General features: G+C 68.5%; 26 protein-coding genes and 1 riboswitch. Of the genes, 11 read left to right on the plus strand and 15 right to left on the minus strand.

Features of this window, described 5'->3' with window-relative positions:
* The first annotated feature begins 75 nt into the window (after positions 1-75).
* Positions 76-148: riboswitch (cobalamin riboswitch) on the plus strand.
* Between the two features lie 54 nt (positions 149-202).
* A complete protein-coding gene (gene cobN, locus ACFYOP_RS31120) occupies positions 203-3,835 on the plus strand; it encodes a cobaltochelatase subunit CobN (protein WP_356891291.1) in 3,633 nt (1,210 codons plus the stop codon).
* Between the two features lie 24 nt (positions 3,836-3,859).
* Here cobN and ACFYOP_RS31125 read toward each other — a convergent pair whose 3' ends face one another.
* From ACFYOP_RS31125 to ACFYOP_RS31140, 4 genes are all read right to left on the minus strand, one after another.
* On the minus strand, positions 3,860-4,165 hold the full coding sequence (locus ACFYOP_RS31125) for a hypothetical protein (protein WP_356891289.1): 306 nt from the start codon (positions 4,163-4,165) through the stop codon (positions 3,860-3,862).
* A gap of 90 nt (positions 4,166-4,255) precedes the next feature.
* Entirely contained in the window at positions 4,256-4,909 is a 654-nt protein-coding gene (locus ACFYOP_RS31130; RefSeq protein ID WP_356891287.1) for a hypothetical protein, read from the minus strand.
* 76 nt (positions 4,910-4,985) lie between these two features.
* Positions 4,986-5,207: a hypothetical protein gene (locus ACFYOP_RS31135; protein ID WP_356891285.1), complete on the minus strand. Its 222-nt coding sequence runs from the start codon at positions 5,205-5,207 to the stop codon at positions 4,986-4,988.
* A gap of 7 nt (positions 5,208-5,214) precedes the next feature.
* On the minus strand, positions 5,215-5,628 hold the full coding sequence (locus ACFYOP_RS31140) for a hypothetical protein (RefSeq protein ID WP_356891283.1): 414 nt from the start codon (positions 5,626-5,628) through the stop codon (positions 5,215-5,217).
* Between the two features lie 317 nt (positions 5,629-5,945).
* On the opposite strand from ACFYOP_RS31140, the gene ACFYOP_RS31145 reads away from it, so the two are divergent.
* The 3 genes from ACFYOP_RS31145 to ACFYOP_RS31155 all read left to right on the plus strand — a co-directional run bounded on the left by ACFYOP_RS31145 (position 5,946) and on the right by ACFYOP_RS31155 (position 8,115).
* Positions 5,946-6,581, plus strand: coding sequence for an NAD(P)-binding domain-containing protein (locus ACFYOP_RS31145; protein WP_356891281.1), 636 nt, complete (start codon positions 5,946-5,948; stop codon positions 6,579-6,581).
* A gap of 59 nt (positions 6,582-6,640) precedes the next feature.
* Positions 6,641-7,057 carry a four-helix bundle copper-binding protein gene (locus tag ACFYOP_RS31150; RefSeq protein ID WP_356891279.1) on the plus strand — a complete coding sequence of 139 codons (417 nt, stop codon included), beginning with the start codon at positions 6,641-6,643 and terminating at the stop codon, positions 7,055-7,057.
* Positions 7,058-7,386: 329 nt separating this feature from the next.
* Positions 7,387-8,115, plus strand: coding sequence for a class I SAM-dependent methyltransferase (locus ACFYOP_RS31155; protein WP_356891277.1), 729 nt, complete (start codon positions 7,387-7,389; stop codon positions 8,113-8,115).
* 52 nt (positions 8,116-8,167) lie between these two features.
* On the opposite strand, the gene ACFYOP_RS31160 is transcribed toward ACFYOP_RS31155, so the two are convergent.
* The gene (locus ACFYOP_RS31160; protein ID WP_356891276.1) at positions 8,168-8,533 is read right to left on the minus strand and encodes a PH domain-containing protein; all 366 of its coding nucleotides are present in this window, start codon (positions 8,531-8,533) and stop codon (positions 8,168-8,170) included.
* Between the two features lie 249 nt (positions 8,534-8,782).
* Between ACFYOP_RS31160 and ACFYOP_RS31165 the strand changes: the two genes are divergently transcribed.
* Positions 8,783-9,121: a hypothetical protein gene (locus ACFYOP_RS31165; protein ID WP_356891274.1), complete on the plus strand. Its 339-nt coding sequence runs from the start codon at positions 8,783-8,785 to the stop codon at positions 9,119-9,121.
* Positions 9,122-9,333: 212 nt separating this feature from the next.
* Positions 9,334-10,497 carry a hypothetical protein gene (locus ACFYOP_RS31170; RefSeq protein WP_356891272.1) on the plus strand — a complete coding sequence of 388 codons (1,164 nt, stop codon included), beginning with the start codon at positions 9,334-9,336 and terminating at the stop codon, positions 10,495-10,497.
* A gap of 30 nt (positions 10,498-10,527) precedes the next feature.
* Here ACFYOP_RS31170 and ACFYOP_RS31175 read toward each other — a convergent pair whose 3' ends face one another.
* The 6 genes from ACFYOP_RS31175 to ACFYOP_RS31200 form a co-directional block, all read right to left on the minus strand.
* Positions 10,528-10,914, minus strand: coding sequence for a hypothetical protein (locus ACFYOP_RS31175; protein WP_356891270.1), 387 nt, complete (start codon positions 10,912-10,914; stop codon positions 10,528-10,530).
* 41 nt (positions 10,915-10,955) lie between these two features.
* Positions 10,956-11,429, minus strand: coding sequence for a carboxymuconolactone decarboxylase family protein (locus ACFYOP_RS31180; protein ID WP_356891268.1), 474 nt, complete (start codon positions 11,427-11,429; stop codon positions 10,956-10,958).
* 285 nt (positions 11,430-11,714) lie between these two features.
* Entirely contained in the window at positions 11,715-13,058 is a 1,344-nt protein-coding gene (locus ACFYOP_RS31185) for a phosphatase PAP2 family protein (RefSeq protein ID WP_356891266.1), read from the minus strand.
* A 455-nt stretch (positions 13,059-13,513) separates the two neighbouring features.
* Positions 13,514-13,660, minus strand: coding sequence for a hypothetical protein (locus ACFYOP_RS31190; RefSeq protein ID WP_356891264.1), 147 nt, complete (start codon positions 13,658-13,660; stop codon positions 13,514-13,516).
* A gap of 344 nt (positions 13,661-14,004) precedes the next feature.
* Positions 14,005-14,589, minus strand: coding sequence for a DinB family protein (locus tag ACFYOP_RS31195; protein ID WP_356891262.1), 585 nt, complete (start codon positions 14,587-14,589; stop codon positions 14,005-14,007).
* Positions 14,590-14,660: 71 nt separating this feature from the next.
* The gene (locus ACFYOP_RS31200) at positions 14,661-15,326 is read right to left on the minus strand and encodes a flavoprotein (RefSeq protein WP_356891260.1); all 666 of its coding nucleotides are present in this window, start codon (positions 15,324-15,326) and stop codon (positions 14,661-14,663) included.
* Positions 15,327-15,442: 116 nt separating this feature from the next.
* Between ACFYOP_RS31200 and ACFYOP_RS31205 the strand changes: the two genes are divergently transcribed.
* Positions 15,443-16,363, plus strand: coding sequence for a helix-turn-helix transcriptional regulator (locus tag ACFYOP_RS31205; RefSeq protein WP_356891258.1), 921 nt, complete (start codon positions 15,443-15,445; stop codon positions 16,361-16,363).
* A 128-nt stretch (positions 16,364-16,491) separates the two neighbouring features.
* On the opposite strand, the gene ACFYOP_RS31210 is transcribed toward ACFYOP_RS31205, so the two are convergent.
* Complete coding sequence (locus ACFYOP_RS31210) at positions 16,492-16,797, minus strand: antibiotic biosynthesis monooxygenase (protein WP_356891256.1); 306 nt, start codon at positions 16,795-16,797, stop codon at positions 16,492-16,494.
* 683 nt (positions 16,798-17,480) lie between these two features.
* Complete coding sequence (locus tag ACFYOP_RS31215; RefSeq protein ID WP_356891254.1) at positions 17,481-18,416, minus strand: restriction endonuclease; 936 nt, start codon at positions 18,414-18,416, stop codon at positions 17,481-17,483.
* Between the two features lie 287 nt (positions 18,417-18,703).
* Here ACFYOP_RS31215 and ACFYOP_RS31220 point away from each other — a divergent pair, with 287 nt between their 5' ends.
* The 4 genes from ACFYOP_RS31220 to ACFYOP_RS31235 all read left to right on the plus strand — a co-directional run bounded on the left by ACFYOP_RS31220 (position 18,704) and on the right by ACFYOP_RS31235 (position 23,516).
* Positions 18,704-20,128 carry a DNA sulfur modification protein DndB gene (locus ACFYOP_RS31220; protein ID WP_356891252.1) on the plus strand — a complete coding sequence of 475 codons (1,425 nt, stop codon included), beginning with the start codon at positions 18,704-18,706 and terminating at the stop codon, positions 20,126-20,128.
* 394 nt (positions 20,129-20,522) lie between these two features.
* On the plus strand, positions 20,523-22,016 hold the full coding sequence (locus tag ACFYOP_RS31225; RefSeq protein ID WP_356891250.1) for a hypothetical protein: 1,494 nt from the start codon (positions 20,523-20,525) through the stop codon (positions 22,014-22,016).
* A 464-nt stretch (positions 22,017-22,480) separates the two neighbouring features.
* Positions 22,481-22,942 (plus strand): GntR family transcriptional regulator, encoded by a 462-nt coding sequence (locus ACFYOP_RS31230; RefSeq protein ID WP_356891248.1) that lies wholly within the window; start codon positions 22,481-22,483, stop codon positions 22,940-22,942.
* Between the two features lies 1 nt (position 22,943).
* Positions 22,944-23,516, plus strand: coding sequence for an HD domain-containing protein (locus tag ACFYOP_RS31235; protein ID WP_356891246.1), 573 nt, complete (start codon positions 22,944-22,946; stop codon positions 23,514-23,516).
* On the opposite strand, the gene ACFYOP_RS31240 is transcribed toward ACFYOP_RS31235, so the two are convergent.
* Both ACFYOP_RS31240 and ACFYOP_RS31245 read right to left on the minus strand, forming a co-directional pair.
* Positions 23,504-23,977 (minus strand): NUDIX domain-containing protein, encoded by a 474-nt coding sequence (locus ACFYOP_RS31240; RefSeq protein WP_356891244.1) that lies wholly within the window; start codon positions 23,975-23,977, stop codon positions 23,504-23,506. The two genes, ACFYOP_RS31235 and ACFYOP_RS31240, sit on opposite strands and share 13 nt — an antisense overlap.
* 2 nt (positions 23,978-23,979) lie before the next feature.
* A complete protein-coding gene (locus ACFYOP_RS31245; protein ID WP_356891242.1) occupies positions 23,980-24,696 on the minus strand; it encodes an XRE family transcriptional regulator in 717 nt (238 codons plus the stop codon).
* Positions 24,697-24,788: the final 92 nt, after the last annotated feature.

Below are 24,788 nucleotides of genomic sequence, written 5' to 3' on the forward strand. Positions count from 1 at the left end.
ACCCGTGCAGGTGACCGGCCTACTATGCTGCTCGGCGGGTCGAACGGCCCACCACCGCCGAAGACGGCGTCAGGGGAGGAAGCCCGGTGAGATTCCGGCGCGGTCCCGCCACTGTGAGCCCGACACCTGTCGGGTGAGCCAGGAACTCCCGCCGTCCTCACCAGCCCGGGGCGCGGAAACCCCGAGGAAGGCCAGACGCCGCATGTCGCACACGCCCGAAGGACACCCCGCACACCCGGGCATCCTGCTCCTGTCGACGTCCGACACCGACCTGCTGAGCGCGCGCGCCGCGGCCGGCCCGGTCCCGTACCGCTTCGCGAACCCGTCCCGGCTGGCGCTCGACGAACTGCCCGCCCTGCTGGAGGGCACGGCCCTGGTCGTCGTACGCCTCCTGGGCGGGCTGCGCGCCTGGCAGGAGGGCATCGACCTGCTGCTCGCACAGGACCGGCCCGTCGTCGTCCTCACCGGCGAACAGGCCCCCGACGCCCAGCTGATGGAGACCTCCACGGTCCCGATCGGCATCGCGGCGGAGGCCCACGCCTACCTCGCCCACGGCGGTCCGGCGAACCTGGAGCAGCTCGCCCGTTTCCTGTCGGACACGGTGCTGCTCACCGGCCACGGCTTCGACCCGCCGGCCGCCGCCCCCACCTGGGGCCGGCTCCCGCGCACCCCCCGCTCCGAGAACCCCGGCGGCCCGCTGATCGCGGTGCTCTACTACCGGGCCCACCACATGAGCGGCAACACCGCCTTCGTGGACGCCCTGTGCGGCGCGATCGAGGACGCCGGCGGCCGCGCCCTGCCGCTGTACGTGGCGTCCCTGCGCGCCCCCGAGCCCGAGCTGCTGGACCAACTGCGGGAGACCGACGCCCTGGTGACCACCGTGCTCGCCGCGGGCGGCACCCGCCCGGCGGACGCGAGCGCCGGCGGTGACGACGAGTCGTGGGACGCGGGCGCGCTCGCCTCCCTCGACGTGCCCGTGCTGCAGGCGCTGTGCCTGACCGGTTCGCGCTCGGCGTGGGAGGAGAGCGACGAGGGCCTCTCCCCGCTGGACGCGGCGAGCCAGGTCGCGGTCCCCGAGTTCGACGGCCGGCTCATCACCGTCCCGTTCTCCTTCAAGGAGATCGACGAGGACGGGCTCCCGGCGTACGTCGCCGACCCCGAGCGCGCCGCCCGCGTCGCCGGCACCGCCGTCCGCCACGCCCGGCTGCGCCACATCCCGAACGCCGAGAAGCGCCTCGCGCTGGTGCTCTCCGCGTACCCGACCAAGCACTCCCGGATCGGCAACGCCGTCGGCCTGGACACCCCCGCCTCCGCGGTGTCGCTGCTGCGGCGGCTGCGCGAGGAGGGCTACGACTTCGGCGACGAGGCGGTCCCGGGCCTGGAGTCGGGCGACGGCGACGAGCTGATCTACGCGCTGATCGAGGCCGGCGGCCACGACCAGGAGTGGCTGACGGAGGAGCAGCTCGCCCGCAACCCGGTCCGCATCCCGGCCGCCGACTACAAGAAGTGGTACGCGGCCCTGCCTGCGGAGCTGCGCGAGTCCGTCGAGGCGCACTGGGGCCCGCCGCCGGGCGAGATGTTCCTCGACCGGTCCCGCAATCCCGAGGGCGACATCGTGCTCGCCGCGCTGCGCCGCGGGAACCTGCTGGTCCTGATCCAGCCGCCGCGCGGCTTCGGCGAGAACCCGATCGCGATCTACCACGACCCCGATCTGCCGCCGTCCCACCACTATCTGGCCGCCTACCGCTGGATCGCGGCCGCCGCGGCCGACGGGGGCTTCGGCGCCGACGCGATGATCCACCTGGGCAAGCACGGCAACCTGGAGTGGCTGCCCGGCAAGAACGCGGGCCTGTCCGCGTCGTGCGGCCCGGACGCCGCGCTCGGCGACCTGCCGCTGATCTACCCGTTCCTGGTCAACGACCCGGGCGAGGGCACCCAGGCCAAGCGCCGCGCGCACGCGACGCTCGTCGACCACCTGGTGCCGCCGATGGCGCGCGCCGAGTCGTACGGCGACATCGCGCGCCTGGAGCAGCTGCTGGACGAGTACGCACAGATCTCGTCCATGGACCCGTCCAAGCTGCCCGCGATCCGGGCGCAGATCTGGACCCTGATCCAGGCCGCGCGGCTCGACCATGACCTGGGCCTGGACGACCGCCCGGACGACGACGGCTTCGACGACTTCCTGCTGCACGTCGACGGCTGGCTGTGCGAGGTCAAGGACGCGCAGATCCGTGACGGTCTGCATGTGCTGGGCGGCGCGCCGACCGGACCGGAGCGGGTCAACCTGGTGCTGTCCATCCTGCGCGCCCGCCAGATCTGGGGCGGCTCGCAGTCCCTGCTCGGCCTGCGGGAGGCGCTCGGTCTGGACGAGTCCGCCGCGACCCGTACGACCGCCGACGAGGCGGAGGCCACGGCCCGCGCACTCGTCGAGGCGATGGAGGCGGCCGGCTGGGACCCGGCCGCGGTGCCGGACTCGCACGGCCCCGACGTCGCGGCGATCCTGCGGTTCGCCGCGACGGAGGTCGTGCCGCGCCTGGCCCGCACCACCGACGAGATCGACCATGCCGTGCACGCCCTGAACGGCGGCTTCGTCCCCGCCGGGCCGTCCGGCTCACCGCTGCGCGGACTGGTCAACGTCCTGCCGACGGGCCGCAACTTCTACTCCGTCGACCCCAAGGCCGTCCCCTCGCGGCTCGCCTGGGAGACCGGCCAGGCCCTCGCGGAGTCGCTCCTCGAGCGCTACCGCGCCGACAACGGCGACTGGCCCACCTCCGTCGGCCTGTCCCTGTGGGGCACCAGCGCCATGCGCACGGCGGGCGACGACGTGGCGGAGGCGCTGGCCCTGCTCGGCATCCGCCCCGTGTGGGACGACGCCTCCCGCCGGGTCACCGGCCTGGAGCCCGTGCCGCTCGCGGAGCTGGGCCGCCCCCGGATCGACGTCACCCTGCGCATCTCGGGCTTCTTCCGTGACGCGTTCCCGCACACGATCGGGCTGCTGGACGACGCGGTCCGCCTCGCGGCCTCGCTCGACGAGCCGGCGGCGGACAACCTGATCCGTGCCCACGCGCAGGCCGACCTGGCGGAGCACGGCGACGAGCGCCGCGCCACGACCCGTATCTTCGGCTCCCGGCCGGGCACGTACGGCGCGGGCCTGCTCCAGCTGATCGACAGCCGCGACTGGCGCACGGACGCGGACCTGGCCGAGGTCTACACGGTGTGGGGCGGCTACGCGTACGGCCGCGGTCTCGAGGGCCGTCCGGCGCGGGCCGAGATGGAGACCGCGTACCGGCGGATCGCCGTCGCCGCGAAGAACACGGACACCCGCGAGCACGACATCGCCGACTCGGACGACTACTTCCAGTACCACGGCGGCATGGTCGCCACCGTCCGCGCGCTGCGCGGCACGGCCCCCGAGGCGTACATCGGCGACTCGACCCGCCCCGAGACGGTCCGCACCCGCACCCTCGTCGAGGAGACGTCCCGCGTCTTCCGCGCCCGCGTGGTCAACCCGCGCTGGATCGAGGCGATGCGCCGCCACGGCTACAAGGGCGCGTTCGAGCTGGCGGCCACCGTCGACTACCTCTTCGGATACGACGCGACGACGGGCGTCGTCGCGGACTGGATGTACGACAAGCTCACCGAGACGTACGTCCTGGACCCGGAGAACCGCGCCTTCCTCCAGCAGGCCAACCCGTGGGCGCTGCACGGCATCACGGAACGGCTCCTGGAGGCCGAGTCCCGCGGCATGTGGGCGAAGCCGGACCCGGCGGTGCTGGAGCAGCTGCGGCAGGTCTTCCTGGAGACCGAGGGCGACCTCGAGGACGACGAGGCGTAGCGGGGCGGGCGGTCCCGGGCCGCGTCAGCGGGCGGCGGCGGCGCGGGCCGGCCGCTGCGCGGCCCAGATCATGCCGGGCGCGACCAGCATGACGGCGAGGCCGCCGAACCGTACGTAGTCCTGCGCCACCGGGTCCGCGACCAGGACCGCCGCGACGACCTGCGTCGCGAGCCCGGCGGCGACGAGCAGCTGCGCGTAGCCGAAGATCCGCGGCCGCACGATGTGCTTGCGCTGCGCGGGCAGCAGCCAGCCGGTGCGTACCGCGAGGACGCCGAGCCCGGCCACGAACAGGGCGAGCACGCCGACCGTGACTCCCACGTACAGGTTCATCGCCCACCCTTGCTGTGCCGTGCCGTGCTGTGAAGTGCTGTGAAGTGCTGTGAAGTCAGCAGATCATGCCACAGCGGCCGCCTCTGGGCCCTACGGCCTGGTCACGGTCAGGCTCCAGTTCCCTTCCGAGCTCACGTTGACGTAGTACGGCCCCTCGCTGCGCATGCTCGCGACGGCCGAGCCCTCGAAGTCGCGGGTCTCGTTGAAGACCAGGTCCTGGGGCCTGCCCTCGGCGTCGATGACCGAGACGACGAAGTCGCTGTCGCCGGTGTGGGTCGCCGCGACGGTGACCGCCCGGTCCGCGTCGAAGGGCCCTTCGAGACGGTCCCCGCTGCCCGACCAGTTCTGCGGCAGCGCGGCGGCGGACGACGGGTCGCCGCGCTGCGCGATCTCGACGGTCCAGGGAGCGTCCGCGATCACCTGGAGCACATGGTCCCCGGCGCTCACCCCGACGCCCTTGCTGCCCTCGTACGACCCGGTCCGGTCGACGACGAGATCCTTCACCTGGCGCCGGTCGTCGAGGATCTCCACGATGAAGTCCCCCGTGCAGGACACGCACTCCGACCGCACCACGGCCAGCCCACCGGTCAGCGCGAACTTCTCGGTCACCTCCTGCCCCGTACCCCTGAGCGTGATCGGCGGCACGGACGGCGTCGGCTGCTGCACACCCGCGCCGGTCAGCGCCACGACCAGCAGCACCACGACGGCGACGACGCCCCGTACGTCCTTCCAGCGCTCGGCCATGCTCCCGGCTCCCTTCCCACATCCCACCTCCACCATCCGCCCCTCATGTCCCCCCGCAACTCGGCCCCGCCCCCGGTCACGGCCGTCCCCCACCCATCCGCCGCCGCACCGCCCAGCGCGTGACACCCCCGCCGACGAGCGAGACGACGACGGCACCCGAGTCGATGACATGGGGCAGCCCCGGAAAGAACGCGAAGAAGACCAGCGTGACCACCACTCCCCCGACGAACCCACCGATCCCGACCCGCCGCCGCCGGGTCTCCCACGCCTCGTCCTGCCCCTGCTGCTGATCGGTCATGATCTGCTCACTTCGTGATGTGGTGGCACTGCGTCACCCGTCGCACCCCGTTGACGAACAGGTGGGCGCACGCCTTCCCGTAGTGGGGCAGCGTCTGCGGAGAGTTGTTGCGCATCGGATCGATCTTGCACTCGGGATGGGTCCTGCCCCGGGACGTGCGATACGTCCTGTTGTCGGTGTCGGCGTACGCGAAATCGATCCGCCAGTTGCAGAAGCCGCTGGAGAGCCCGGCGACGAAGCCGCAGTCGACACCGGCGTTCTGGTAGGTGATCTTCCGGCCGCCGCCTCGGACGATGTGGGTGAACATGCATCCTGTCGGCACCTTCATCACCACTCCCCCGACGGTGTACTCGAACGTCGCCACCGGGCTCGTCCCCACGGCGCCGGCCGCATGCGCCTGCGAGGGGCTGCTCAACAGCATGGCCGCAGCCGCCGCTGAGGCTGTGAAAAGCCGGGACAGGGGGTGCGGGGCCATACTCAGGTCCTTCCGACGCGGTGAGACGCAGTGATCGGCGCCACCGGAAGAACCTCTTCGGCACATCCCCGGTTCTGGAACATCGGACAATTCACCACCGTGAGTGATCAACCGGTCGTCACACTGACCGTTGCCGCGGGCAAGTGACCGCAAGCCGCCCCGCCGCGGGCCCGCGGTCGTTTCCCCGGGCGTGGCCAGGGCACTCGTCGCATCGCAGACCCGGGCGGGACGACGGCGGCGGAGCGTTGCGACAAGGAGGCCCTATGAAGATCGGCATCATCGGCGCTGGCCACATCGGGTCCACCCTGGCCCGTCACCTCGTGCGTATCGGCCATGACGTGGTCATCAGCAACTCCAGGGCGCCCGAGACGCTCGCCGGGCTCGTGGACGAGATCGGCGGCGGGCTGCGGGCGGTCACCGCGCGGGAGGCGGCCGAGTTCGGCCAGGTCGTCGTGGTGAGCATCCCGTACGGGCGCTACAAGGAGCTGCCGGCGGACGCCCTCAAGGACAAGGTCGTGATCGACACCTGCAACTACTACCCCGAGCGTGACGGCCAGGACCCCGACCTGGACAACGACAGCACCACCTCCAGCGAGAAGATCCGGGCCCACACGGACTCCGATCTCGTGAAGGCGTTCAACGCGATCCACTGGAAGAACCTGCGCGACCGGGGCCGCGACAAGGGCGACCCGGACCGGCTGGCCATCCCCCTCTCCGGGACGGACACGGAGGCCAAGGCCGTGGTCGCCGGGCTCATCCGGGACATCGGGTTCGACCCGGTGGACGCGGGCGACATCGGTCACGGCGGCCGCAGCCACCAGCCGGGCTCACGCCTGTACGGGGCCGAGATGTCCGCGCACGAGATGAACGACCTGCTCCGGGCAGGCGCCGCGGCGTGAACGGGGTCGTCGGCACAGCGGCGCGCACCGACCGAACAAGAACCGATCAGGAGGCAGACATGGCCACGACCACGTCCGTGAAGGACATGCTGAACACCTACCCCGCCGACCTCGGCGACGTCGACCGGGAAGCCCTCAGCCGGTGCATCGAGGAGTGCGTCGCCTGCGCCCAGGCATGCACGGCCTGCGCGGACGCGTGTCTGTCCGAGGGCATGGTGGGCGACCTGACGAAGTGCATCCGCACCGACATGGACTGCGCCGACATCTGCACCGCCACCGCCGCCGTGCTCTCGCGCCACACCGGCTACGACGCGAACATCACCCGCGCGATCGTGCAGGCGTGCGCCACCGCCTGCAAGGCGTGCGCGGACGAGTGCGCGCGCCACGCGGACATGCACGAGCACTGCCGTATCTGCGCCGAGGCGTGCCGCAGCTGTGAGCAGGCGTGCAACGACCTCCTGGCGACTCTCGGATAGCGATCCCGGACAGCGCCCCTCGGGCAGCGGGTCTCGGCCAGCGACTCTCGGACAAGGCGGGCAAACCCCCGCCCGCCGCGAGCGAGCCGGGCACCGCTCCCGGGGCGGCGTCGAAACCGGTGCGAAAACCGGTCCGCGCGCCGCCCGGAACACCCCCGTGACGGCCCTGTGCGGCGCCTTGCGCCCCGGCGCACGCCCCCCACGGGTGACGCCCTTCCCCGCCGTCGCCGACGTCCCGCCCGCACCCGCCCACCCCCTCGCCGCACCCGCACTGACCTGGCCTTTCACCCCGTGGGGCCATACCGTTGCGGTTACGCGGAAGGGGCCGGATGGACCGGAACATACGCACGGTCGACGACGTACTGAAGCTCATGGACACGCTGTTCACGCCGTCGGCGGACCGCTGGACGACCCAGGGCTCCGCCTGGTGGGACGACTTCTACACCGACCGCACCAGACCGGTGCCGTTCTTCGTGGAGAAGGCCGACGAGAACCTGGCCGCGTACCTCCAGCATGGTCTGCTCACCCCCGGCCGGGCACTCGATCTGGGCTGCGGCCCGGGCCGCAACGCCCTGCAGCTGGCGGCCGCCGGGTTCGACGTGGACGCCGTCGACCTGTCGCCGACGGCCCTCGACTGGGCGCAGGAGCGCGCCCGTGACGCGGGCGCCGAGGTCCGTTTCCACTGCGGCGACGTCTTCGAGCTCACCGCTGCGGAGCTGACCGGCCCGTACGACCTGATCTACGACTCCGGCTGCTTCCACCACCTGCCGCCGCACCGCCGCGTCAGCTATCTCGCCCTGCTCGACCGGGCCCTGGCGCCCGGCGGTCACTTCGCGCTCACCTGCTTCGCGGCCGGCGCGATGGGCAGCGAACTCCCGGACGCGGACTTCTACCGGGGCCGCCCGGGCCTGCACGGCGGGCTCGCCTACACACCGGAGTCCCTGCGCCGGATCTTCTCCGATCTGACGGAGGTGGAGCTGCGCCGGATGCACGACGAGGCCCCGGACTCCGCGTACTTCGGCGAGCCCTTCCTGTGGACGGCCCTGTTCCGCCGCTAGCCCGGGCATCACGGCTCCGCCCCGCGCCCGGGGCGGGGCCGCGCCCGGAGGACTACCGCGCCACGAACTGCGTCAGGATGGCCTGCACCTCGTAGATGTCGACGCCCTTGGTGAACGTCTTCTCGATCGGCGCGGGAGTGCCCGAGATCCAGATCTTGAGCTCCGCGTCGAGGTCGAACGTACCGGCGGTCTCGACGGCGAAGTGCGTGATGCTGCGGTACGGGATCGAGTGGTACTCGACCTTCCGCCCGGTGATCCCCTGCTTGTCCACGAGGATCAGCCGGCGGTCGGTGAACAGGATGGTGTCGCGTATGAGCACGTACGCGGCCTGCATCTGCTCGCCGTGCCCGAGAAGTCGCGCGTACTCCTGCTGCGCCTGGCCCGGATCGACCGTGTGCGCGTTCCCGAAAAGTGCCATGGAGGCCCCCACCCGTTTGAAGTCACAAGATTTTCATACTGTATAGCCGAGCGGTACGGCTGAGCCCACCGCACGTCCGGCGGCACGGCAACAGGTTGCCGGCGCCCGTTCGGCCACCCGTCACGGTGTCCCGCCGCGGCCGCCGTTACCCGCCCGGCCGCGCCCCGGATGCCCTGACCCGGGCGAGGCGGCAAGGTGGCCTTCGCCAGGCCCTTCACCAGGACCCTTCCGACCGGACGAGGAGCGCCCATGTCCGTGACCCCCTACCGGCATGCCGCCGTCGCTGCGGGGACCGTGCTCCTCGCCCTCACCGCCGCGGGCTGTTCGGGCCTCGACCGGACCGCGGTGGGGACGCTCGTCTACGAGGGCGGCCACGACCAACACACGACGGTGACGAGTCCCCGGATCACGGGCTGCCACCGCTTCGAGCCCCCGGGCGCGGTCGCGGTCGAGAACAACACGGAGGCCGACGCCCTCCTCTACCCGACGGACGACTGCTCCGGCGAGTCGATCTACGTCCCCTCGAAGATGTCCGACGTCCCGGCCCCGGACGCGGGCCCCTGGCTCAGTTACAGCTTCGTCCACTGAGCGTGGTCACTGACTGACACTCGACGTCTCATCGTGCATGAGGAGGCGGCTTCCGGTGACGGCGTCGGAGACCTGACGCACCGTTCCGGTTCCGAGGGGGCTGTCCTTGGTCGCGGTCGAGGCCGGCTGCCGGACCCCGGCAGCATTCGGCACTCGGAGGGTGCGTACTTGCCCCGTGGTCCTTCCGTCGACCGGCAGAGCAGAATGCGCTGGTGACCTCCCTGCAGACCGCCACCGCCCCCGCCCGGACGAGCAATCGCACGGCGATGCGCGCCACCGCGGTGTTCAGCTGCCTGTTCCTGCTGGCGGCGGCATGGCTGCTACTGGTCACGATGCGCGGCGCGCTCGACGGTGAACGAGCCTTCAGGGCCGCGGTCGCCTGCGCCCCGGGCAGCGACGCGTCACCGGACGGCGGTGCGGACGACTGTCTGCGCACGGTGCCGACGCGGATCGACAAGACCCAAGCCGTGGAGGGGCGGAAGTCCTCCTCGTTCTGGATGTACTTGACCGAGGCGGACGGGACGTCAAGCCGCACCCGTCTCACCGGCACTCCGCGCGAGCACCCGGACGCCCGGGCGGGCGCGCGTATCGATGTCACGTACTGGCAGGGGCAGATCCGGTACGTCGATTTCGCCTCCGACGCCGCCGGCTCAGCCGACTCCGACTCAGAACCCGTGCGCCGGTACACGACGGCGGACCCGCGCGGCGACTACAAGCTCTTCATGGCCTGGGGTCTCGCCTTCGGCTTCCAGGGCCTGGCGTACCTGTGGGGCTGGTTCTGGCACTGGTGGGTCGACCGCTCCCGGGCCGCGGCCCGGATGCGGATCAGGGCGTACGCGTGGCAGTTCATCGTCCCGTTCATGGGCGCCTTCTGCCTCACCGCGGTCGGCGCGATCGCGCCATGGCCCACCGCCGGTCCCGGGGCGGCCTTCCGGCTGGTCGGAGTGTGCGGCGCGGTGGTCCTGGCCGTCTGCGCGCTGGTCGGGCTCGCCGTGTGGTGGCGCCAACGCGGCGAGGACACCATCGCGTTGACGCCGTCCGTACCCGACACGGAGCAGCACTTCCCGGGCGTCATCCTGGGCGAGGTCCCGTACGCGGGCCGCGGCGGACACCTCGTCGCCGGCCCCGCCGGTCTGGCGACGGCCCGTGACTGGCCCCGCGCCTCCACCCCCCGGACGGTGCCGCGCACCCTGACCCCGGTCCGTGTCCGCCCGCCCTACTGGACGGACCCGGTCGGCCGGCCCGACTACGACGGCCGAGTGGTGGTCCTGGAGTGCGAGGACGACGGCGTGCCGGTACTCATCGCCACCCACAGGAAGAAGATGCCCTGGGTCCTGGGCGCTCTGGGCACCGTGGCCGCCGCCCCTCGGGAGTGACTCCGCCCCGAGCGGGGCAGCGGCCCCGGCTCACCCGTCTCGTGGTTGCTCCGCGTCCGAGCCGTCGGTACGGCCCGCCTCACTGACGTGGAGGCCGTGAAGGGTCCACCCGAGCAGGACGAGCCCGGTCACGAACGCGACGGGCATCAGGGCTGTGATCAGGCTCCGGTCCGCCTTCAGGGCTTGCGGTCCCCAGGCGGTGACGAGTCCACCGCCGACCCAGAGCGTGACGATCCCGAAGCGCCTGGCGACGAAACGGGCACTCACGCCGGCGGGCACGGCGCCGGGCTTCTGCTGGATGAACCACTCCCCGGTCCGCCACGGATCGACGACGAGGAGAAGCCCGCCGACGAGGCAACAGACACCGCCGGCCAACACCGTGCCCCCCAGCGGCTCGTCGTGCTCCTCGTCGCGCACGCACCCTCACGATACGGCTGCCCTTGGCGGGCTGGTCTTGGTCAGGCGAACTGGCCGGGCCGGTAGTCGCCGGCGGGCTGCTGGACCATGACGTTCACACGGTTGAAGGCGTTGATGAGGGCGATGAGCGAGAGGAGGGCGGCGAGTTGCTCCTCGTCGTAGTACTTGGCGGCGTTCGCCCAGGCCTCGTCCGTGACGCCACCGGCCGCGTCGGCGATACGCGTGCCCTGCTCCGCCAGCTCCAGCGCGGCGCGCTCCGCGTCGGTGAAGACCGTGGCCTCGCGCCAGGCCGCGATCAGGTTGAGGCGTGTCGAGGTCTCCCCGGCCTCCGTGGCCTCCTTGGTGTGCATGTCGGTGCAGAACCCACAGCCGTTGATCTGGCTGGCGCGGATCTTCACCAGCTCCTGCGTCGCGGCCGGCAGCGCCGAGTCCGAGACTGCCTTGCCCGAAGAGACGAGGTGCCTCACGAACTTGGCGGCGACCGGGTTGCCGAAGAGGCTCAGACGAGCATCCATGGTGCGCTCCTAGGCGTCGTTGCGGTGCTTACACCTGTCTGACGGAGCAACTCGACCCCATGTGACACGCCTTGATGTGGCGCCCGTCACCTGCTTCGTGTTGTCGGCAGGACGCTGCGATGGGGGCTGCTCCCCGTCCTCGTCCGACGCGCCTCCGCCGGCTGTCCGCCGGGATCCGCTCCGGACTTGCGGGCACCCTTGCCGTCCGGCTCCGGATCCCTGCTGAAGGCGCTCATGGCACGAGCGTGCCTGGCAGACCTCACGGATGTGACGGCAGAGGGGCCTTCAGCTCTGGCCTGCACGGTCGGCGGCGACCATACCGAGCCCACCGGCCCCACCGGCCCCATCTGGTTCGACTGGTTCGACTGGTTCGGACTGGGCTTCGCGTCGTGGTTCCGGCAGAGGCACCGGCACCGGCGTCCGGTCCCACAGCCTGGTCGTCCGCGCGTAGCCGTAGATCACCGAGACCGTCGCCAGGACGAGCAGCGGCCCGTACACCCACGGATGTTCGGCCATCTGCACCGGCAGATAGCGATACGACACCAGGAACGCGACGAAGACCGCGGTGCCGTAGGCGACCAGCTGGATGCCCCGCCGGTCCCAGCCGCGGTCGAGCGCGCGCAGCGCCGTCTCGATGGTGAGCGTGAAGACCACACCGGCGATGATGTCCGCGCCGTAGTGGTAGCCGAAGCCCAGCGTCGCGCCGAGTGTGGCGATCAGCCAGAACGTGCCCAGGCAGCGCAGAGCCCACGGGCCCTTGAGGGAGTGGATGAAGATCGCGGTGGCCCACGCCGTGTGCAGACTGGGCATGCAGTTGCGCGGGGTGAACCCGTCGAAGGGCATCGGCTGCGGGGTGCCGACCGGCGGCGGCGTGTCGGGCCACAGGTCGGCGATCGCCCACTGCGCGCCCTCGGCGCCGTAGACGAAGACCGGTCCGACCACCGGGAAGATCATGTAGATGCCGGGCCCCAGCAGGCCGATGACCAGGAACGTGCGCACCAGATGGTGGCCGGGGAAGCGGCGCTCGACCGCCACGTTGCGCAGCTGGTACAGCGCGACGACGACCGCGGCCACCGCGAGCTGGACGTAGACCCAGTCGAGGACGTGGGCGCCGACCGGGCCGGTGGCCTCGACCATCCGCCCCACCACCCACGAGGGGTCGCCCAGCGCGCGATCGGCGGCCGCGACGTACTGGTCGAGCACCGTCGGGCGCGTCTCCGACGTGATCAGCAGCCAGGTGTAGCCGGTCTTGCGGCCGGCCACCAGCAGCACGGCCAGTCCGACGCCCTTCAGCAGCAGGGCACGGTCACGGCCGGTGCGGTGCGTGAAGGCGATGACGCCACAGGCCAGTGTCACCCACAACGCGCCGTTGCCGACCATCATCTGGGCGCCCACGGCCCAGCGCACCAGCCAGAAGACGACGTCGATGCCGATCGCGGCACCGACCGCGAAGAAACGCTGGCGCCAGGTGAGCACCACCATCATCAGGGCCATGCTGACGTACAGCACCGTCCCCGATTTGGGGGCGAAAATGACCTCGCGCGCCTGGTCGGTGATCGGCCCGCGCTCGCCGTACCGACGCGCGGTGATCTCCAGCGCGACGAGGAACGCGAGGCCCACCGCGCTCACCGCGACCCACAGCAGGACGCGCGGTTGACGCCAAACAGTCGGCGGCCGAGGGCTGCTGCCTTGCCGCGAAGACCCTCGCGTTAGTGTGGATGTCAATTTTTCAGCCGATTTGTGATGTTTCCATATGATCGTTATTAGCTCGAACATGCTAGCGGAACAAGCAGGTTCCGCTCATCACGTATAGCTGAAATACAGCGATGGGCTTCTCTCTGGCCACGGCACGGCCACGGTGGCCGTGTATTGCCGGGGTGCCGGCACAGGGATGGGGCGGCGCTTGGTGCGCATGCACTCGGAGTTCAACGCACCCGCTCACGAGTCGCCGGCAGCCACTCCGTAGCGGAGCACGACGTGTGCCGGCCGAAACTCGGCCCGCGAAGAAGGCGCGACACGGGGGAGCCCGCGCCGCGCTCTCGTCCTCTCAGGCATCTCCCCTTCGCTGCCCAGTAATCAACTTGTCACGGACTCTCGGTGAAGCGGACGGACCAGGCGTAGCCGCTCAAGCCGTCGTGCGGCACCCGCCGGACCTCTCTGACCTGGCATCTGTCGTGGGCGTACTTGAGGGCGAACCGGTCGAGGCGCTGCGCGTCGGTGAGATCCTCCATGGACAGAGGTGCTCCGACGACGAGGTCTTCGTGAAGGACTTCGTCCGGGGCGGCTCCGTTCGAGCAGGCCGAGCAATGATGCGTTTTCGGTAGGGCCATACGTTCAGTGTCCTCCTGACCCGCCGGCTATGACGTTCACAAACCCACTTGACGCCCTGCGGAGCGCAGCCGCCGGTCGCTGCGAGCTGCCGCCGGGCTGGTCGCTGTATCCCGCTGGCTGCACAGCACGCCCACCGCCCACGGCCGTCGTTGCTCGACAGACGCTTCGACAGATCAGCACCCACGACCGGCATCATGTCGAACGAAGGTGACGTCACGTCGCGTCACATCACGGGAGAAAACCTCTAGGCCTTGATTGGTGCGGCCGTCCTGGCGGCCTGCTCGACCTTCGCGCAGTGGGCTGCACGGGCTTCCTCGTCGATCTGCTTCTCGTGTTCGGCCCGCAGCCCGGTCCGGCCGTCGAGGCCCTCGCGCAGGATATCGGCGTGCCCGGCATGCCGGATGGACTCGCCGAGGACATGGACCATGATGGCGAACAGGTTCGTGTCGGCATGAGGCTCCGGCCACCACGGCACGTGGCCGGGGGCGTCCAGGGCAAGCGCGTTGATCGTCGCGTCCGAGTGTTCCCACGTGCGCCGGTAGAACGCGATGATTCGATCACGGTTCTCGTCCTCCGCCGCCCACAGATCGCTGCCGTCGGAGTCCTGCCACCGGGGCAGCGGTTCCGGGGACGGGCGGTCGAAGACCTCTCCGAAGTACCTGGCCTCGACGGTGGCCAGGTGTTTGACCAGGCCGAGAAGGTTGGTCCCGGTCGCTGTCAAAGGTCGGCGGGCGTCGTATTCGGTCAAGCCGTCGAGTTTCCAGAGCAACGCCTTGCGGTCCCGCCGCAGTCTCCCATGCAGGTTGTCCTTCGCGAATTCATCGATCATGCGGCATGAGCCTGCCATCGGCTGCTCGTACTCTCAAGATCCCGTAGGTGGTCCGCAACGACTGGCAGAGCCTAGGCCTGCCCATGGCCGCCTCCCTGACCTGCTACAGGAAGCTCGCGAAACTTGGCACGTGGGACAACCTCCAAAACGTTGCTTCTTATGGTCGTTCCGGCGGCTGGATGGCTTTGGGGAAACCCAATGCGTCCAACGGGTCGCTGAAAAGGTCCTCCGTGAAGGTGCCACGGGTACTCGGCCGGCCGCCCCTGACCCGACGGATTCGGCACCCATCCACCTGTGCCGTACAGGACCGTCACCCCGGCCTCGCGCAGCGTGGCAACGGAGCGGTCGACCTGCGGATGCGCGGCCAGCGCCTGGTTGACACACGGCATCGCCACCATGGGGACCGCCTTGCCGATCCCCTCGACCACGACCCCGACCGGCCAGGACGGGGTCGGCCCGAGAGCCCAGGCGTTCAGGCTGTTGGCCGTGAGAGGCGCGAAGGCGATCACGTCCGCCTGCGGCCACACATCCCCGCTGCGGGGCATCCGGTACCCGGACCTGACCGGATACCCCGTCAGCGTCTCAAGCCCGCTGAGACTCTCCTCCAACCAGTCGGCCGCCGTCGGCGTCAGCCCCAAGCACACGTCCCAGTCGCGCGCCTGCGCCTCCTCCACGGCTGCGGCCACATGGAAGATCGGCGGCGCCGCCGCGCAGAACAAGTACAGAGTCCTGGTCATGACCACATGGCACCACACGGCCGCGCCCCGACCAGAGCGGAATCAGGGGCGGCACGAGTCCAACGCCGGTCGGCGTGGGCAGCGTTCCAGATGACGTGTCAGGAACGGAGTCCCGTATGCCCACACCCGACGACGACCGCACCAGTGCACGCATCCGACAGCAGCGCCGCTTGGCGCACCTGACGCAGAGGCAGCTCGCTGACCGGCTGCCCTACTCGTACAGCCTCCCGAACCAGGTCGAATGCGGTGCCCGCACGCCAAGCCCCGAGTTCGTCGATGCTGTCGCCCGTGCCCTCCGGATCGACCTCGCCCTGCTCACCGGAGCGGACCCGTCGACCGGCATCCAACCGCACCGCATCGCTGCGCTCGTACGCCCCATCCGCGAGGCCCTCGCTCTGTCCGACCTCGACCCCGACCCGAACACCGCACCGGCCCCGCTGCCCGTCCTCGTCGCCGCGGCGGACACCGTCTGCCGGCAGGTGCGCGCCACGCGGCTCCGCGCCGCCGCCGAGGCCCTGCCCGGCATCATCACCGACCTGACGCACACCGTGCGGACAGACCCGAGCACGCAGGCATGGCAGGCGCTCGCCTCCGCCTACCGCACAGCACACGACATCGCCCTGAAGCTGGGATACCAGGACCTGGCCGCGGTCGCCCTCGACCGCATGGGGTGTGCCGCCGAACGGGCCTCCGACCCCTGCCTCGACGCCGTGCGCCAGTACAAGCGGGCGCTCTCGTACCAGGAGGCCGACGGGCTGGGCCGCCGACTCGTGGCTGCCGGGCACACGCTGCTCGCCGGTGAGTCGACCCGTGAGGCGCTCGCTGTTGCAGGACAACTGCACCTTGGCGCGGTAGCAGTCGCCGCGCGGGCAGAGGATTCCACTGCCGTCGAGCATCACCTGAGCGCTGCGCGGGAGTTGGCGCAGGCCGTCGGCGGGGAGGCGAGGGACGTGCACTGGCTGTCCTTCGGACACATGAACATCGCCCTGAACGCCTCGGTGCGCAGGTCCGTATGCGGCAGTGGGACGCGGGGCTGAAGCAGGCCCGCTGTCTGCGCCTGCCGCCGTCGACACTCACGTCCCGCCGTGCCCGATACCTCGTCTACCGAGCAGTGGTGGAGATGGAGACCCGGCACACCGAGTCCAGGGCAGTGTTCGCAGCAGCTCTATCCGCCCTGGGCGAGGTGGTGAACCTTGACGTCGAACAGTGCGAGTTCGGGGTCAGCGCCCACTTCACGGAAGAGCCGAGGTGCTGCCGGGCCGTCTGGGGCCGCGCGCATAGTTTCGAGGGCGGCGCGGTCCCGCCACAACGTCTGAATACGCCACCGCCCGTCCTGGCCGCTCAGCAGCTCGGTTCGTATCAGCCCGTCGGGCGGAGAGTGGGCGACAAGCTCACGGTAGGCCGCGACAAGATCCGCTTCACGCTCAGTCGGGACGACCGCGCTGACCTCGGTCAATATCTGTCCGGTCATGACCCTCACCTTCTACTTCCACGCTACGCGGCAGGCCCTGGGGCCGCCCTGCATACCATCCCGACGACCAACAAGATCAGGATCTACGGCTGGAGTACTAAGAGCCGTGGAGCCGACCGGACCCAGCGACAGCGGGCTACCGTGCACCGCATCAGGTGTGCTCGCTCTAGCCGCGCGGCCGGCGGAGCCGGGGCCCGGAGCGGGGCGGAGACAGGAGCGTCGGGGCCCGGCGCTGGAGGGGACCGGCTGCTCAAGAGGCGGCCCGGCCGTGAGTGATCGTCCCCGTTGATGTCAGAAGTAGATGTCAAAGGCCCCCAGCCATGATCGGCTGGGGGCCTGTGCACTGGTGGGCGCGGACGGTTTCGAACCGCCGACATCTGCTTTGTAAGTTCGACCAGCCGAGCACGACGCCAGGGGCATCAACCTGTTGGACTAGGGAGGGAACAGCGACACGGTCCGGGCAGACACGCCGATGTGCGTTGGCGTTGCCGTCAACGGCTGCCGTCACTCGGGCAGCCCGTGTGACACGACTCCGGAGGCCCCGTGTGCCTGAGGCGTCTGCACAGGTCAGCGGCCTACAAGCTGATGACCAAGCCTTGCCGGTCCACGAATAGGCCGCGTCCCCTGCCCCTGTTGACAAGGAGGCATGAGGGACAGCTGCCGGCGGCGCGGTAGGCGGCCGGCTATGGAAGTGCCTTCGAGTTGGTGCTGACGAACGTCTTGCCCTCGGGCCAGATGACAGCACACCCCTGTGACTCAGCCAGGGTCAGAAGGTCTTCGCGCGGCTTCGAGGGGAGCAGGATGGCGCGGATGGAGTGGTGGACGAACCGACCGTAGTCGGCGAGTTGGCCGATGGCCATGCGGATGTTCTCCCGGGTAACGCTGCCCTTGGCCTCACTCAGCAATGCAAGCGTTTCGCAGTGCAGGTCGGTGAACAGAGGGCGAGTCTCACCGGGCGGCAGAATTCTGTGCCGCTGAGTTTGATGACCTCTTCGAGCGAGGAAGTCAGCGAAATCCTTCACCAGCCGCGCCTCCTTACGGTCGGCCTCGTATGCCTCGCGGTTCGGGTTGACGAACGTGGTCTCCGACTCGTTGCGCTCTAGCGGCATCACCTCGACCGGGTTCCTCTGCTCATTGAGCAGCCGGCCGAGCTTGGTGCTGGGCTCTTGAGGTTCGGTGTCCACCGGCCTGAGGCGGAAGACGATGACCTTCCGAAGAGGGCCGTCATCAGTCTCCGGCGCGTCCGCTGTGTACCAAGGGTCCTGCGGGTCCACCACGAACTCGCCGCGGTAGGTGACGATCCCTCTGGCGCCCTGGAAGACGCGGAGGGCACGCCCCTCGGCCTGGTGATTCAGGATGCTGGCGTTACCCGACAACATGCGCTGGTCGCCGTACTGCCCTTCACCGCTGTAATGGAAGCAGCCATCCGGCATCCATCCGTCGTAGTAGCCGTGCTTTTCGCCGGCCACCGGATCAGTGAAGACGAAGACGTTGGGCGTCTTCGCTGACGGACCGATCCCGCCTTGCGTGCGCCCGCCGAACTTGGCATGAAGCTCCTTCCGCTCGATGCGGTCACCCGGCTCGAGCACCCAGATGGACTCCTGCCCCGTGTCGCTCACGCGACCCCCTTAACCCCTTCAGCGATCACCGAGTGTGACGGCCCCTGCCACCGAGTCTTCCACATCCTCCCCCGATCATGCAATCGGATGTCGAAAAACGGCATCCGATTCACATGCAGGATGCCGAGATCTCCAGAGTTAATGGCCGGCCTATTTTCCTGCGTACGGGCAAACCGCTTGACGGAGATAGGCCGGCCGAGTCAAGCTGGAAGCGCAAAAGAGGGCTGGCGCCGCAGCCACGGCACCAGCCCTAGGTCGGACCTTGCACAGTCCTAGAGGAGATTCTAATGACCCCCAAGCAGAACAGCGAGCTTGACCTCGCCCTGCTGAAGCAGCTCAAGGCCCCCATCAAGTTCCAGAAGATCGGAACGCTGACGATGGCGGGGACGATGCAGAAGATCTCGTTCAGCGCCACCTACAAGGAGATCGCCGAGCGGTTCAACTTCGACCGGCTCCTGAGCCGCCGCGACTTCGACGTGGAGAGCGAGCAGGCGGGCAACCGAGAGATCGCCGAGTCTCACTGGAAGAAGATCGCCGAGTCTCTGATGACGGACGACCGGCCCTTCGTCGGCACCCTCACCGTGGCGCTCGGGCCGGATCCGGAGCACGTCAACATCTCGCGTCTGTCCTCTCTCGGGGAGGGCGCGGAACTCGTCGAGCTCACGGTTCGGGAGAGTGCCCCCAACCCGCTCACTGAGGACGGTCAGCACCGCATCATGGCGCTGCTCGACGTCTGGAAGCGCGTGAAGGACAGCGACGATCCTGAGCACATTCGCGTGAGGAAGCTGTTCGAGACGTCCAGCGCGACTATCGAGATGCTGCTCGAGGATGACCCGCACAGGCTCGCTGAGATCTTCGTGCGGATGGCGTCCACGCGGCGAATCTCGGCTTCGCTCATCGCGGTGATGGACATGAGTACCCTGCAGAACCGGCTCGGTACCTACGTCATGAAGCACTCCGAGCTCTTCTCCAACCGCAGCGCTTACCTGGGTGCGAAGGCCGCCCGAGCACTCGCGGAGAAGAAGGGGCGAGAGTTCGAGGACCTGTACCCGGCCGCGGCAGTACGGAACGCTGCCGCCAGCATCGCTGGCGTGGGACTCAAGGACCGTACGCCGGAGCAGCGGGAGAAGCTGCTCGAGGACATCGTGGGCCGCCTCTGCCGCGAGGAGAAGAAGGACCAAGACGTCGTACTCGAGGAGATCGGGCGGGATGTCGTCGCACTGATCGACTACGCCTACAAGTGCCTGCCGGGCTGGAAGGAGATGAAGCGGGGGGTCCTGACTGCCAAGGAGTTCAAGGACATCTACCTGCACGGGTCGGCGGCAGGTCTCTACACGGTCGCCAACGTGATCGCCGCGGCCCGACAGCAGGGCGTTTCCCCTCATGTGGTAATCGACGAGCTCGCCAAGCTGCCGTGGCGCAAGGACGCTCTGCGCTCTGCCAAGAACCACGATGGCGAGGAGATCAAGGTGCACATGTTCTTCGAGGGCACTCTCGCCATCACGACGTGGGACAGTCGGCGCTCGGAGTGGCGCTCGGGTCCGGCCGGCGGAACGCGGAGCGTCTACAACGCCGCCATCGAGAAGGTGCTGTCCCATCTCGGTGGAATCGAAGGACTCGGCGCCCTCGGCGTCGGCAAGTGCGCTGTCGACCTGGGGCTGACTTCCGAGACGGGTCAGCGGGGGCGCCCCGCCCGCAAGAAGACCGCCTAGTCCATCGCATAAGCCCTAGCTGATCGGCCCCCGACACCAATGCCGGGGGCCGATGCGCATGACGGCAGGGTACGGCCGAACGCTGACAGCTCGATCGTGCGCCGGCCGTGCACCCGCTGCCACCTTGCGCAACGCAGGACCCCGGAGGCAGGGTTGCTGCTTGACTCTTCGGCACCAGCTGGTCCCGCAACGCTGGCTAACAACTGGGGATCCGTCTCCGTGAGGTATCCCTGATCAGCACAAACGTCCTACTCGCCCCAAGTGTCAGTACCTACGCCTAGTATCACCGCACTACGCCGCACCGATGGTCTACGAGGCTTCGGGGGCAAAGTCACCTGCGCGGCATGGAGCCAACTACCGCGGCTGGATTGAACGAGGAAGTGGGGGGTAAGTCATGCGGGTCTCGGAATTCTACTCTCTGGGGCGAACTCAAGGAACGCTTGATTTCGTCGATGTCGACACTGTAAACGACATTCAGGTGTACGTAGATCCCAGCTCCATCCGATACCTTGAGGACGATTGGGGCAAAGAATGCATGACAATGCTCACCACCTTCTTCGACAGCGTCCTTGACGCAGTAAGGAATGGCGATAAGACTCGCACGAGGGATTTGCTCAGTCAGCTCAGTGAGCCCAACGAGACCCATCTCGGAATTTCCCGCGGAAAGAGCGCAGGCAGGGGTTTTGGAAAGAAGATGGGCGCTGACTTCGCCAATAAACTAGCAGAAAGTGAAGCAGCTAAATCCGGACTGATTCAAGACCTTGAGGACACTGCATTCTTCATCGACGGCGTCGACAAGGACATTATCTCCGACGTCACTACCAACATCATTCGCGGCCCTCTGATCGCCTATACGCAGCAAATGGCTGACCTCTTTGGTATCCCTTTGGAGGCGGGAGTAACGAGTGGGCCGGTCTGGAACCCGAATACCCTTGAGTGGGAAAACGGCTTCACAGAGCTTCCCGCACCCGACGGCGACAAACTACTTCTCGTTCCGAAGGTAATCGTCCGCCGAGCGATGCACATGTCGCGTGGCGAGTACTACCGGCATCATCTAGTCCCCGTGCTACAGGAGGAGGAAGCGGAGAGTGCGAACAGGCGTTTCGCGGATACCGTCCGCGGAGCGCGCGGGCGATTCTGGGTCACGAAGAAGGAGATTGCCAAGAAATACGGGAGCACGAAGCCTGACATCACCCGCGAGACGCTGAAAAGGCCCTCTATTTACGAGCACTATCGCGAAGAAAAGCGGAAGATCGGTCCAAGGCCTCTGAGTCACGAGGATCTTGCCAGCACCGGGGAATCCACTTCTCCCGATTACGAGAAGCTGCTCCATGCCGTACTGGATACACCTACGGGGAAGGAGCATGCTACTCAGTATCATCATGCCGTTGAGGCGCTTCTCACCGCACTTTTTTATCCTTCCCTGGCGATGCCGGAAAAGGAGGACGAAATCCATGACGGCCGTAAGAGGATTGACATTTCATACACCAATATGGCGCGAGAGGGGTTCTTCGGCTACCTCGTAAAGCACAAGATTCCGAGTCGGTACGTATTCGTAGAGTGCAAGAATTACGGGAAGGACGTTCGTAATCCGGAACTGGACCAGCTCTCTTCCCGTTTTTCTCCCCTTCGCGGTAAATTCGGGATCCTGGCCTGCCGTTCCTTTAAAGATAAGACGCTCTTTTTGCGGCGTTGCCGCGACACAGCCTTGGATCAACGTGGATACGTGATCGCGCTAGATGATGAAGACCTGAAAAGGCTGGTAGCAGACGTGAAGGCGGCACTCGAGCCGGAGCCGGTAGACCTAGACGACCCGGCACCCCAGACCGTACGGGAGGCTGCGGACTACCCGCTGCTGCACGAGCGGTTCAAAGAGCTGCACGGCTAAACCCCCTTGCGGCGACGGGAGTTGCACTGAGGTCGGTGGAGCGGCTTTGGGCGGGAGCTGCCATGGGGCGAGAGAGCGGGGCCCGTACGCTGGTCAGCGAAATCGGGCAGTCTGTGGACCTGCCCGGTAAGGCCCGATGTGGGCCCCGATCTTCGAGGCTCGCCCCATGGTGGCTGCCTAAAGCCGTGGAACCGACCGCCCCAGCCCCGTGCCGGCCTGTTCTCACGTGGGCAAGACGCCTCGCTCTAGCCGCGCGACCGGCGTAGCCGGGGACGGAGCGGGGCGGAGACAGGAGCGTCGTCCCCGGCGGTGACGCCGGGGAGCGCGCGCGGCGAGCGGAGCGAGACGCCTTGATCACGTGAGGAAAGTACAAACTCGCTAAAACCCGCCCGACTCATCCTCGGGAGCCGAAACGAGCCCGTGGGACGCTTGTCCGTAAGCACGAGCACGAGAAGGGAGACCAGGTGTCGCAGGAGGCTAGCCCTCGGGGAACCTTCCTGAGGATCGCCGATGTCGTGAAGGCAGAGATCGACGCCAAGCCTGACATGGCCGAGCTTCCGTCGGCCGCGGAACTCATGCGGGACTACGGGGTCTCACGCGGGGTCGCGTTGCGCGTCTTCGGGGTCCTGGAGAAGGAGGGGCGAGCCGAGCGGGTGCCCGGAGGACGCTGGCGCGTCGTCCGGCCGGGGCAGGAGCGCGACCGCCGGCCGCTCATCGAGCAGATCACAGAAGTGATCCGCACCGACGAGCTCACAGTAGGGGCAAAGTTCCCTAGCACGAGTGCGCTGGCAGAGCGCTTCGGTGTCTCACGGCCGACGGTGGCTAAGGCACTCGACAGGCTGGAGGCCGCCGGCCTCCTGTCGGCGAGCCAGCAAGGAAAGCAGCGAACCGTACTGGCCCTACCGGGCCGAGAGGAGCGTTCGTAGCGTGAGCAGCACGGGACTGACTGACTTGGCCTACCCGCTCGCAGAGTCGTTGCTCGCCGAGCCGCTGCCGCGGCGGTGGGCGCACTCGCTCGGGGTCGCCGAGCGCGCTCGAATCATCGCCCCGATCCTGGGCGAAGATGCCGAGCTGCTGGAGGCCGCGGCAGTGCTTCACGACATTGGCTACTCCCCCGATCTCGCCAAGACCGGGTTCCATCCGCTCGATGGTGCCCGGTACCTGCGGGACGTCGCCAATGCCGACGTGCGCGTCATCCGTCTCGTGGCCCACCACTCCTGCGCCTGGATGGAGGCCGAGGCCCGCGGGCTGCGCGAGGAGTTGGAGTCCGAGTTCCCCCGCGAGCTCGCGGAGCTCTCCGATGCGCTCTGCTTCTGCGACATGAACACGACTCCGGACGGGACCCCGACGAATCCCGTCGACCGCGTGAACGAGATCACGGGGCGGTACGGGCCCGACAGCCTCATCGGCATGTTCATCCGGCGCGCCGAACCGGAGATCCTGGCTTGTACCGCCCGCGTGCTCGAACGAGTCGCCGCGGTGAAGCGTCAGCCGATGTAGGGAGCCGTCCGCGTCCGGTCCAAGGCGTGCTCGATGCGGAGCCGCATCGTGGGGTGGATGTCGAGTCCTGCCAGGTCCGCCGGGGCGACCCAGCGGACCTGCGTCGTCTCGCTACTCGTACGCACATCCCCGCCGATGGGCCGGGCGCGGAAACAGATGCTGAACTGCTGGCGCGCCTCGCCGTCGTCGTAGAGCATCACATGCCCCGGGTCGGTGTAGATCCCCGACATGTCAACGACTTCGGACTTGATGCCAGTCTCTTCCCACACCTCGCGCACTACGGTGTCGCTGATCGACTCTCCGACGTCGTGGCCGCCGCCAGGGAGCGCCCAACGGCCGTTGTCAGACCGCTGAATGACCAGCACCTCCCCTGCATCGTTCTGCACGAACGCCACGACGGACGGCACCACCGAGTTGGCCGGCGGGGCGTCGGGGTCGTGAAGGTAGTCAATGCGTCCCATGGTCAAGCTCCCGTGAGGTCGTGATCCGTCACCTGGCGCGCGCCTCCCCAGGTCTGTTCGATGCTATTCGCGTACGTGTCGAAGAGTCCGCCGCCCGGCAGGCGTCGTAGGTGTAGGACCGGCGCCATGTACGCGCCGATGCCGTAGACGTGAGTGTTCACCAGCATCTCGTCGTCGGCCCGAAACAGTGAGTTGTAGAGCGTCGCGTCGTGGAGCCGGAAACCGATGTCGGGATGGCTCTTGAACAACGGGCGGTAGTTCATCAGTGCGTTGCGAATCTTGCCGCCCATGATCTGGTGACCCTCGTCTATGCCGCGCTGCCGCACTGCGGCACAGTCGGGGTCCCCGAGCAGGATGCGCACCTGGGCGTTTTCCTGCACCTTGGCCTTGAGCAGGTCATGAAAGAGTGGGTCCTCCGACAACCAGAGGCCGGAGTAAACGAGCACGTCGACGTGCGACTGGGCCCGCCCGTAGATCTCACGCCACAAGCCGGCGGGCACCATGTGCCGATGCGGGTAGACCGTCACGATCTCCGCTTTGCTCAGGTCAGCCGCGCTGTCCACCGTGCGGGAGTCCTCCCACAGGGTCGTCACCTCGACTCGGAGCACGGATGCGGTCGCGTACTGGTGTCGCCGGTAAGGGACCTTCCCTTGCGTGATCCAGCGCTCAACCGTCTTTGGGTTGACCTCGATGGCTTCGGCCAGGTCCTGCACGGTCATGCCTTGCGCCAAGAGAGCAGACCGTAAGCGCTCATTGGACATCTCAACCCCCGGTGGGACGTCTAGGGACGTCCTGACCGTAGCGAGATGAC

The sequence above is a fragment of the Streptomyces sp. NPDC006294 genome, from assembly GCF_042870895.1.
Taxonomy (GTDB): Bacteria; Actinomycetota; Actinomycetes; order Streptomycetales; family Streptomycetaceae; genus Streptomyces.

Excerpts from the sequence above, each read along its gene's own strand:
- cobN (WP_356891291.1), top strand. The coding sequence starts at position 203 with ATGTCGCACACGCCCGAAGGACACCCCGCACACCCGGGCATCCTGCTC.
- ACFYOP_RS31125 (WP_356891289.1), bottom strand. The coding sequence starts at position 4,165 with ATGAACCTGTACGTGGGAGTCACGGTCGGCGTGCTCGCCCTGTTCGTG.
- ACFYOP_RS31130 (WP_356891287.1), bottom strand. The coding sequence starts at position 4,909 with ATGGCCGAGCGCTGGAAGGACGTACGGGGCGTCGTCGCCGTCGTGGTG.
- ACFYOP_RS31135 (WP_356891285.1), bottom strand. The coding sequence starts at position 5,207 with ATGACCGATCAGCAGCAGGGGCAGGACGAGGCGTGGGAGACCCGGCGG.
- ACFYOP_RS31140 (WP_356891283.1), bottom strand. The coding sequence starts at position 5,628 with ATGCTGTTGAGCAGCCCCTCGCAGGCGCATGCGGCCGGCGCCGTGGGG.
- ACFYOP_RS31145 (WP_356891281.1), top strand. The coding sequence starts at position 5,946 with ATGAAGATCGGCATCATCGGCGCTGGCCACATCGGGTCCACCCTGGCC.
- ACFYOP_RS31150 (WP_356891279.1), top strand. The coding sequence starts at position 6,641 with ATGGCCACGACCACGTCCGTGAAGGACATGCTGAACACCTACCCCGCC.
- ACFYOP_RS31155 (WP_356891277.1), top strand. The coding sequence starts at position 7,387 with ATGGACCGGAACATACGCACGGTCGACGACGTACTGAAGCTCATGGAC.
- ACFYOP_RS31160 (WP_356891276.1), bottom strand. The coding sequence starts at position 8,533 with ATGGCACTTTTCGGGAACGCGCACACGGTCGATCCGGGCCAGGCGCAG.
- ACFYOP_RS31165 (WP_356891274.1), top strand. The coding sequence starts at position 8,783 with ATGTCCGTGACCCCCTACCGGCATGCCGCCGTCGCTGCGGGGACCGTG.
- ACFYOP_RS31180 (WP_356891268.1), bottom strand. The coding sequence starts at position 11,429 with ATGGATGCTCGTCTGAGCCTCTTCGGCAACCCGGTCGCCGCCAAGTTC.
- ACFYOP_RS31190 (WP_356891264.1), bottom strand. The coding sequence starts at position 13,660 with ATGGAGGATCTCACCGACGCGCAGCGCCTCGACCGGTTCGCCCTCAAG.
- ACFYOP_RS31195 (WP_356891262.1), bottom strand. The coding sequence starts at position 14,589 with ATGATCGATGAATTCGCGAAGGACAACCTGCATGGGAGACTGCGGCGG.
- ACFYOP_RS31200 (WP_356891260.1), bottom strand. The coding sequence starts at position 15,326 with ATGACCAGGACTCTGTACTTGTTCTGCGCGGCGGCGCCGCCGATCTTC.
- ACFYOP_RS31205 (WP_356891258.1), top strand. The coding sequence starts at position 15,443 with ATGCCCACACCCGACGACGACCGCACCAGTGCACGCATCCGACAGCAG.
- ACFYOP_RS31210 (WP_356891256.1), bottom strand. The coding sequence starts at position 16,797 with ATGACCGGACAGATATTGACCGAGGTCAGCGCGGTCGTCCCGACTGAG.
- ACFYOP_RS31220 (WP_356891252.1), top strand. The coding sequence starts at position 18,704 with ATGACCCCCAAGCAGAACAGCGAGCTTGACCTCGCCCTGCTGAAGCAG.
- ACFYOP_RS31225 (WP_356891250.1), top strand. The coding sequence starts at position 20,523 with ATGCGGGTCTCGGAATTCTACTCTCTGGGGCGAACTCAAGGAACGCTT.
- ACFYOP_RS31240 (WP_356891244.1), bottom strand. The coding sequence starts at position 23,977 with ATGGGACGCATTGACTACCTTCACGACCCCGACGCCCCGCCGGCCAAC.
- ACFYOP_RS31245 (WP_356891242.1), bottom strand. The coding sequence starts at position 24,696 with ATGACCGTGCAGGACCTGGCCGAAGCCATCGAGGTCAACCCAAAGACG.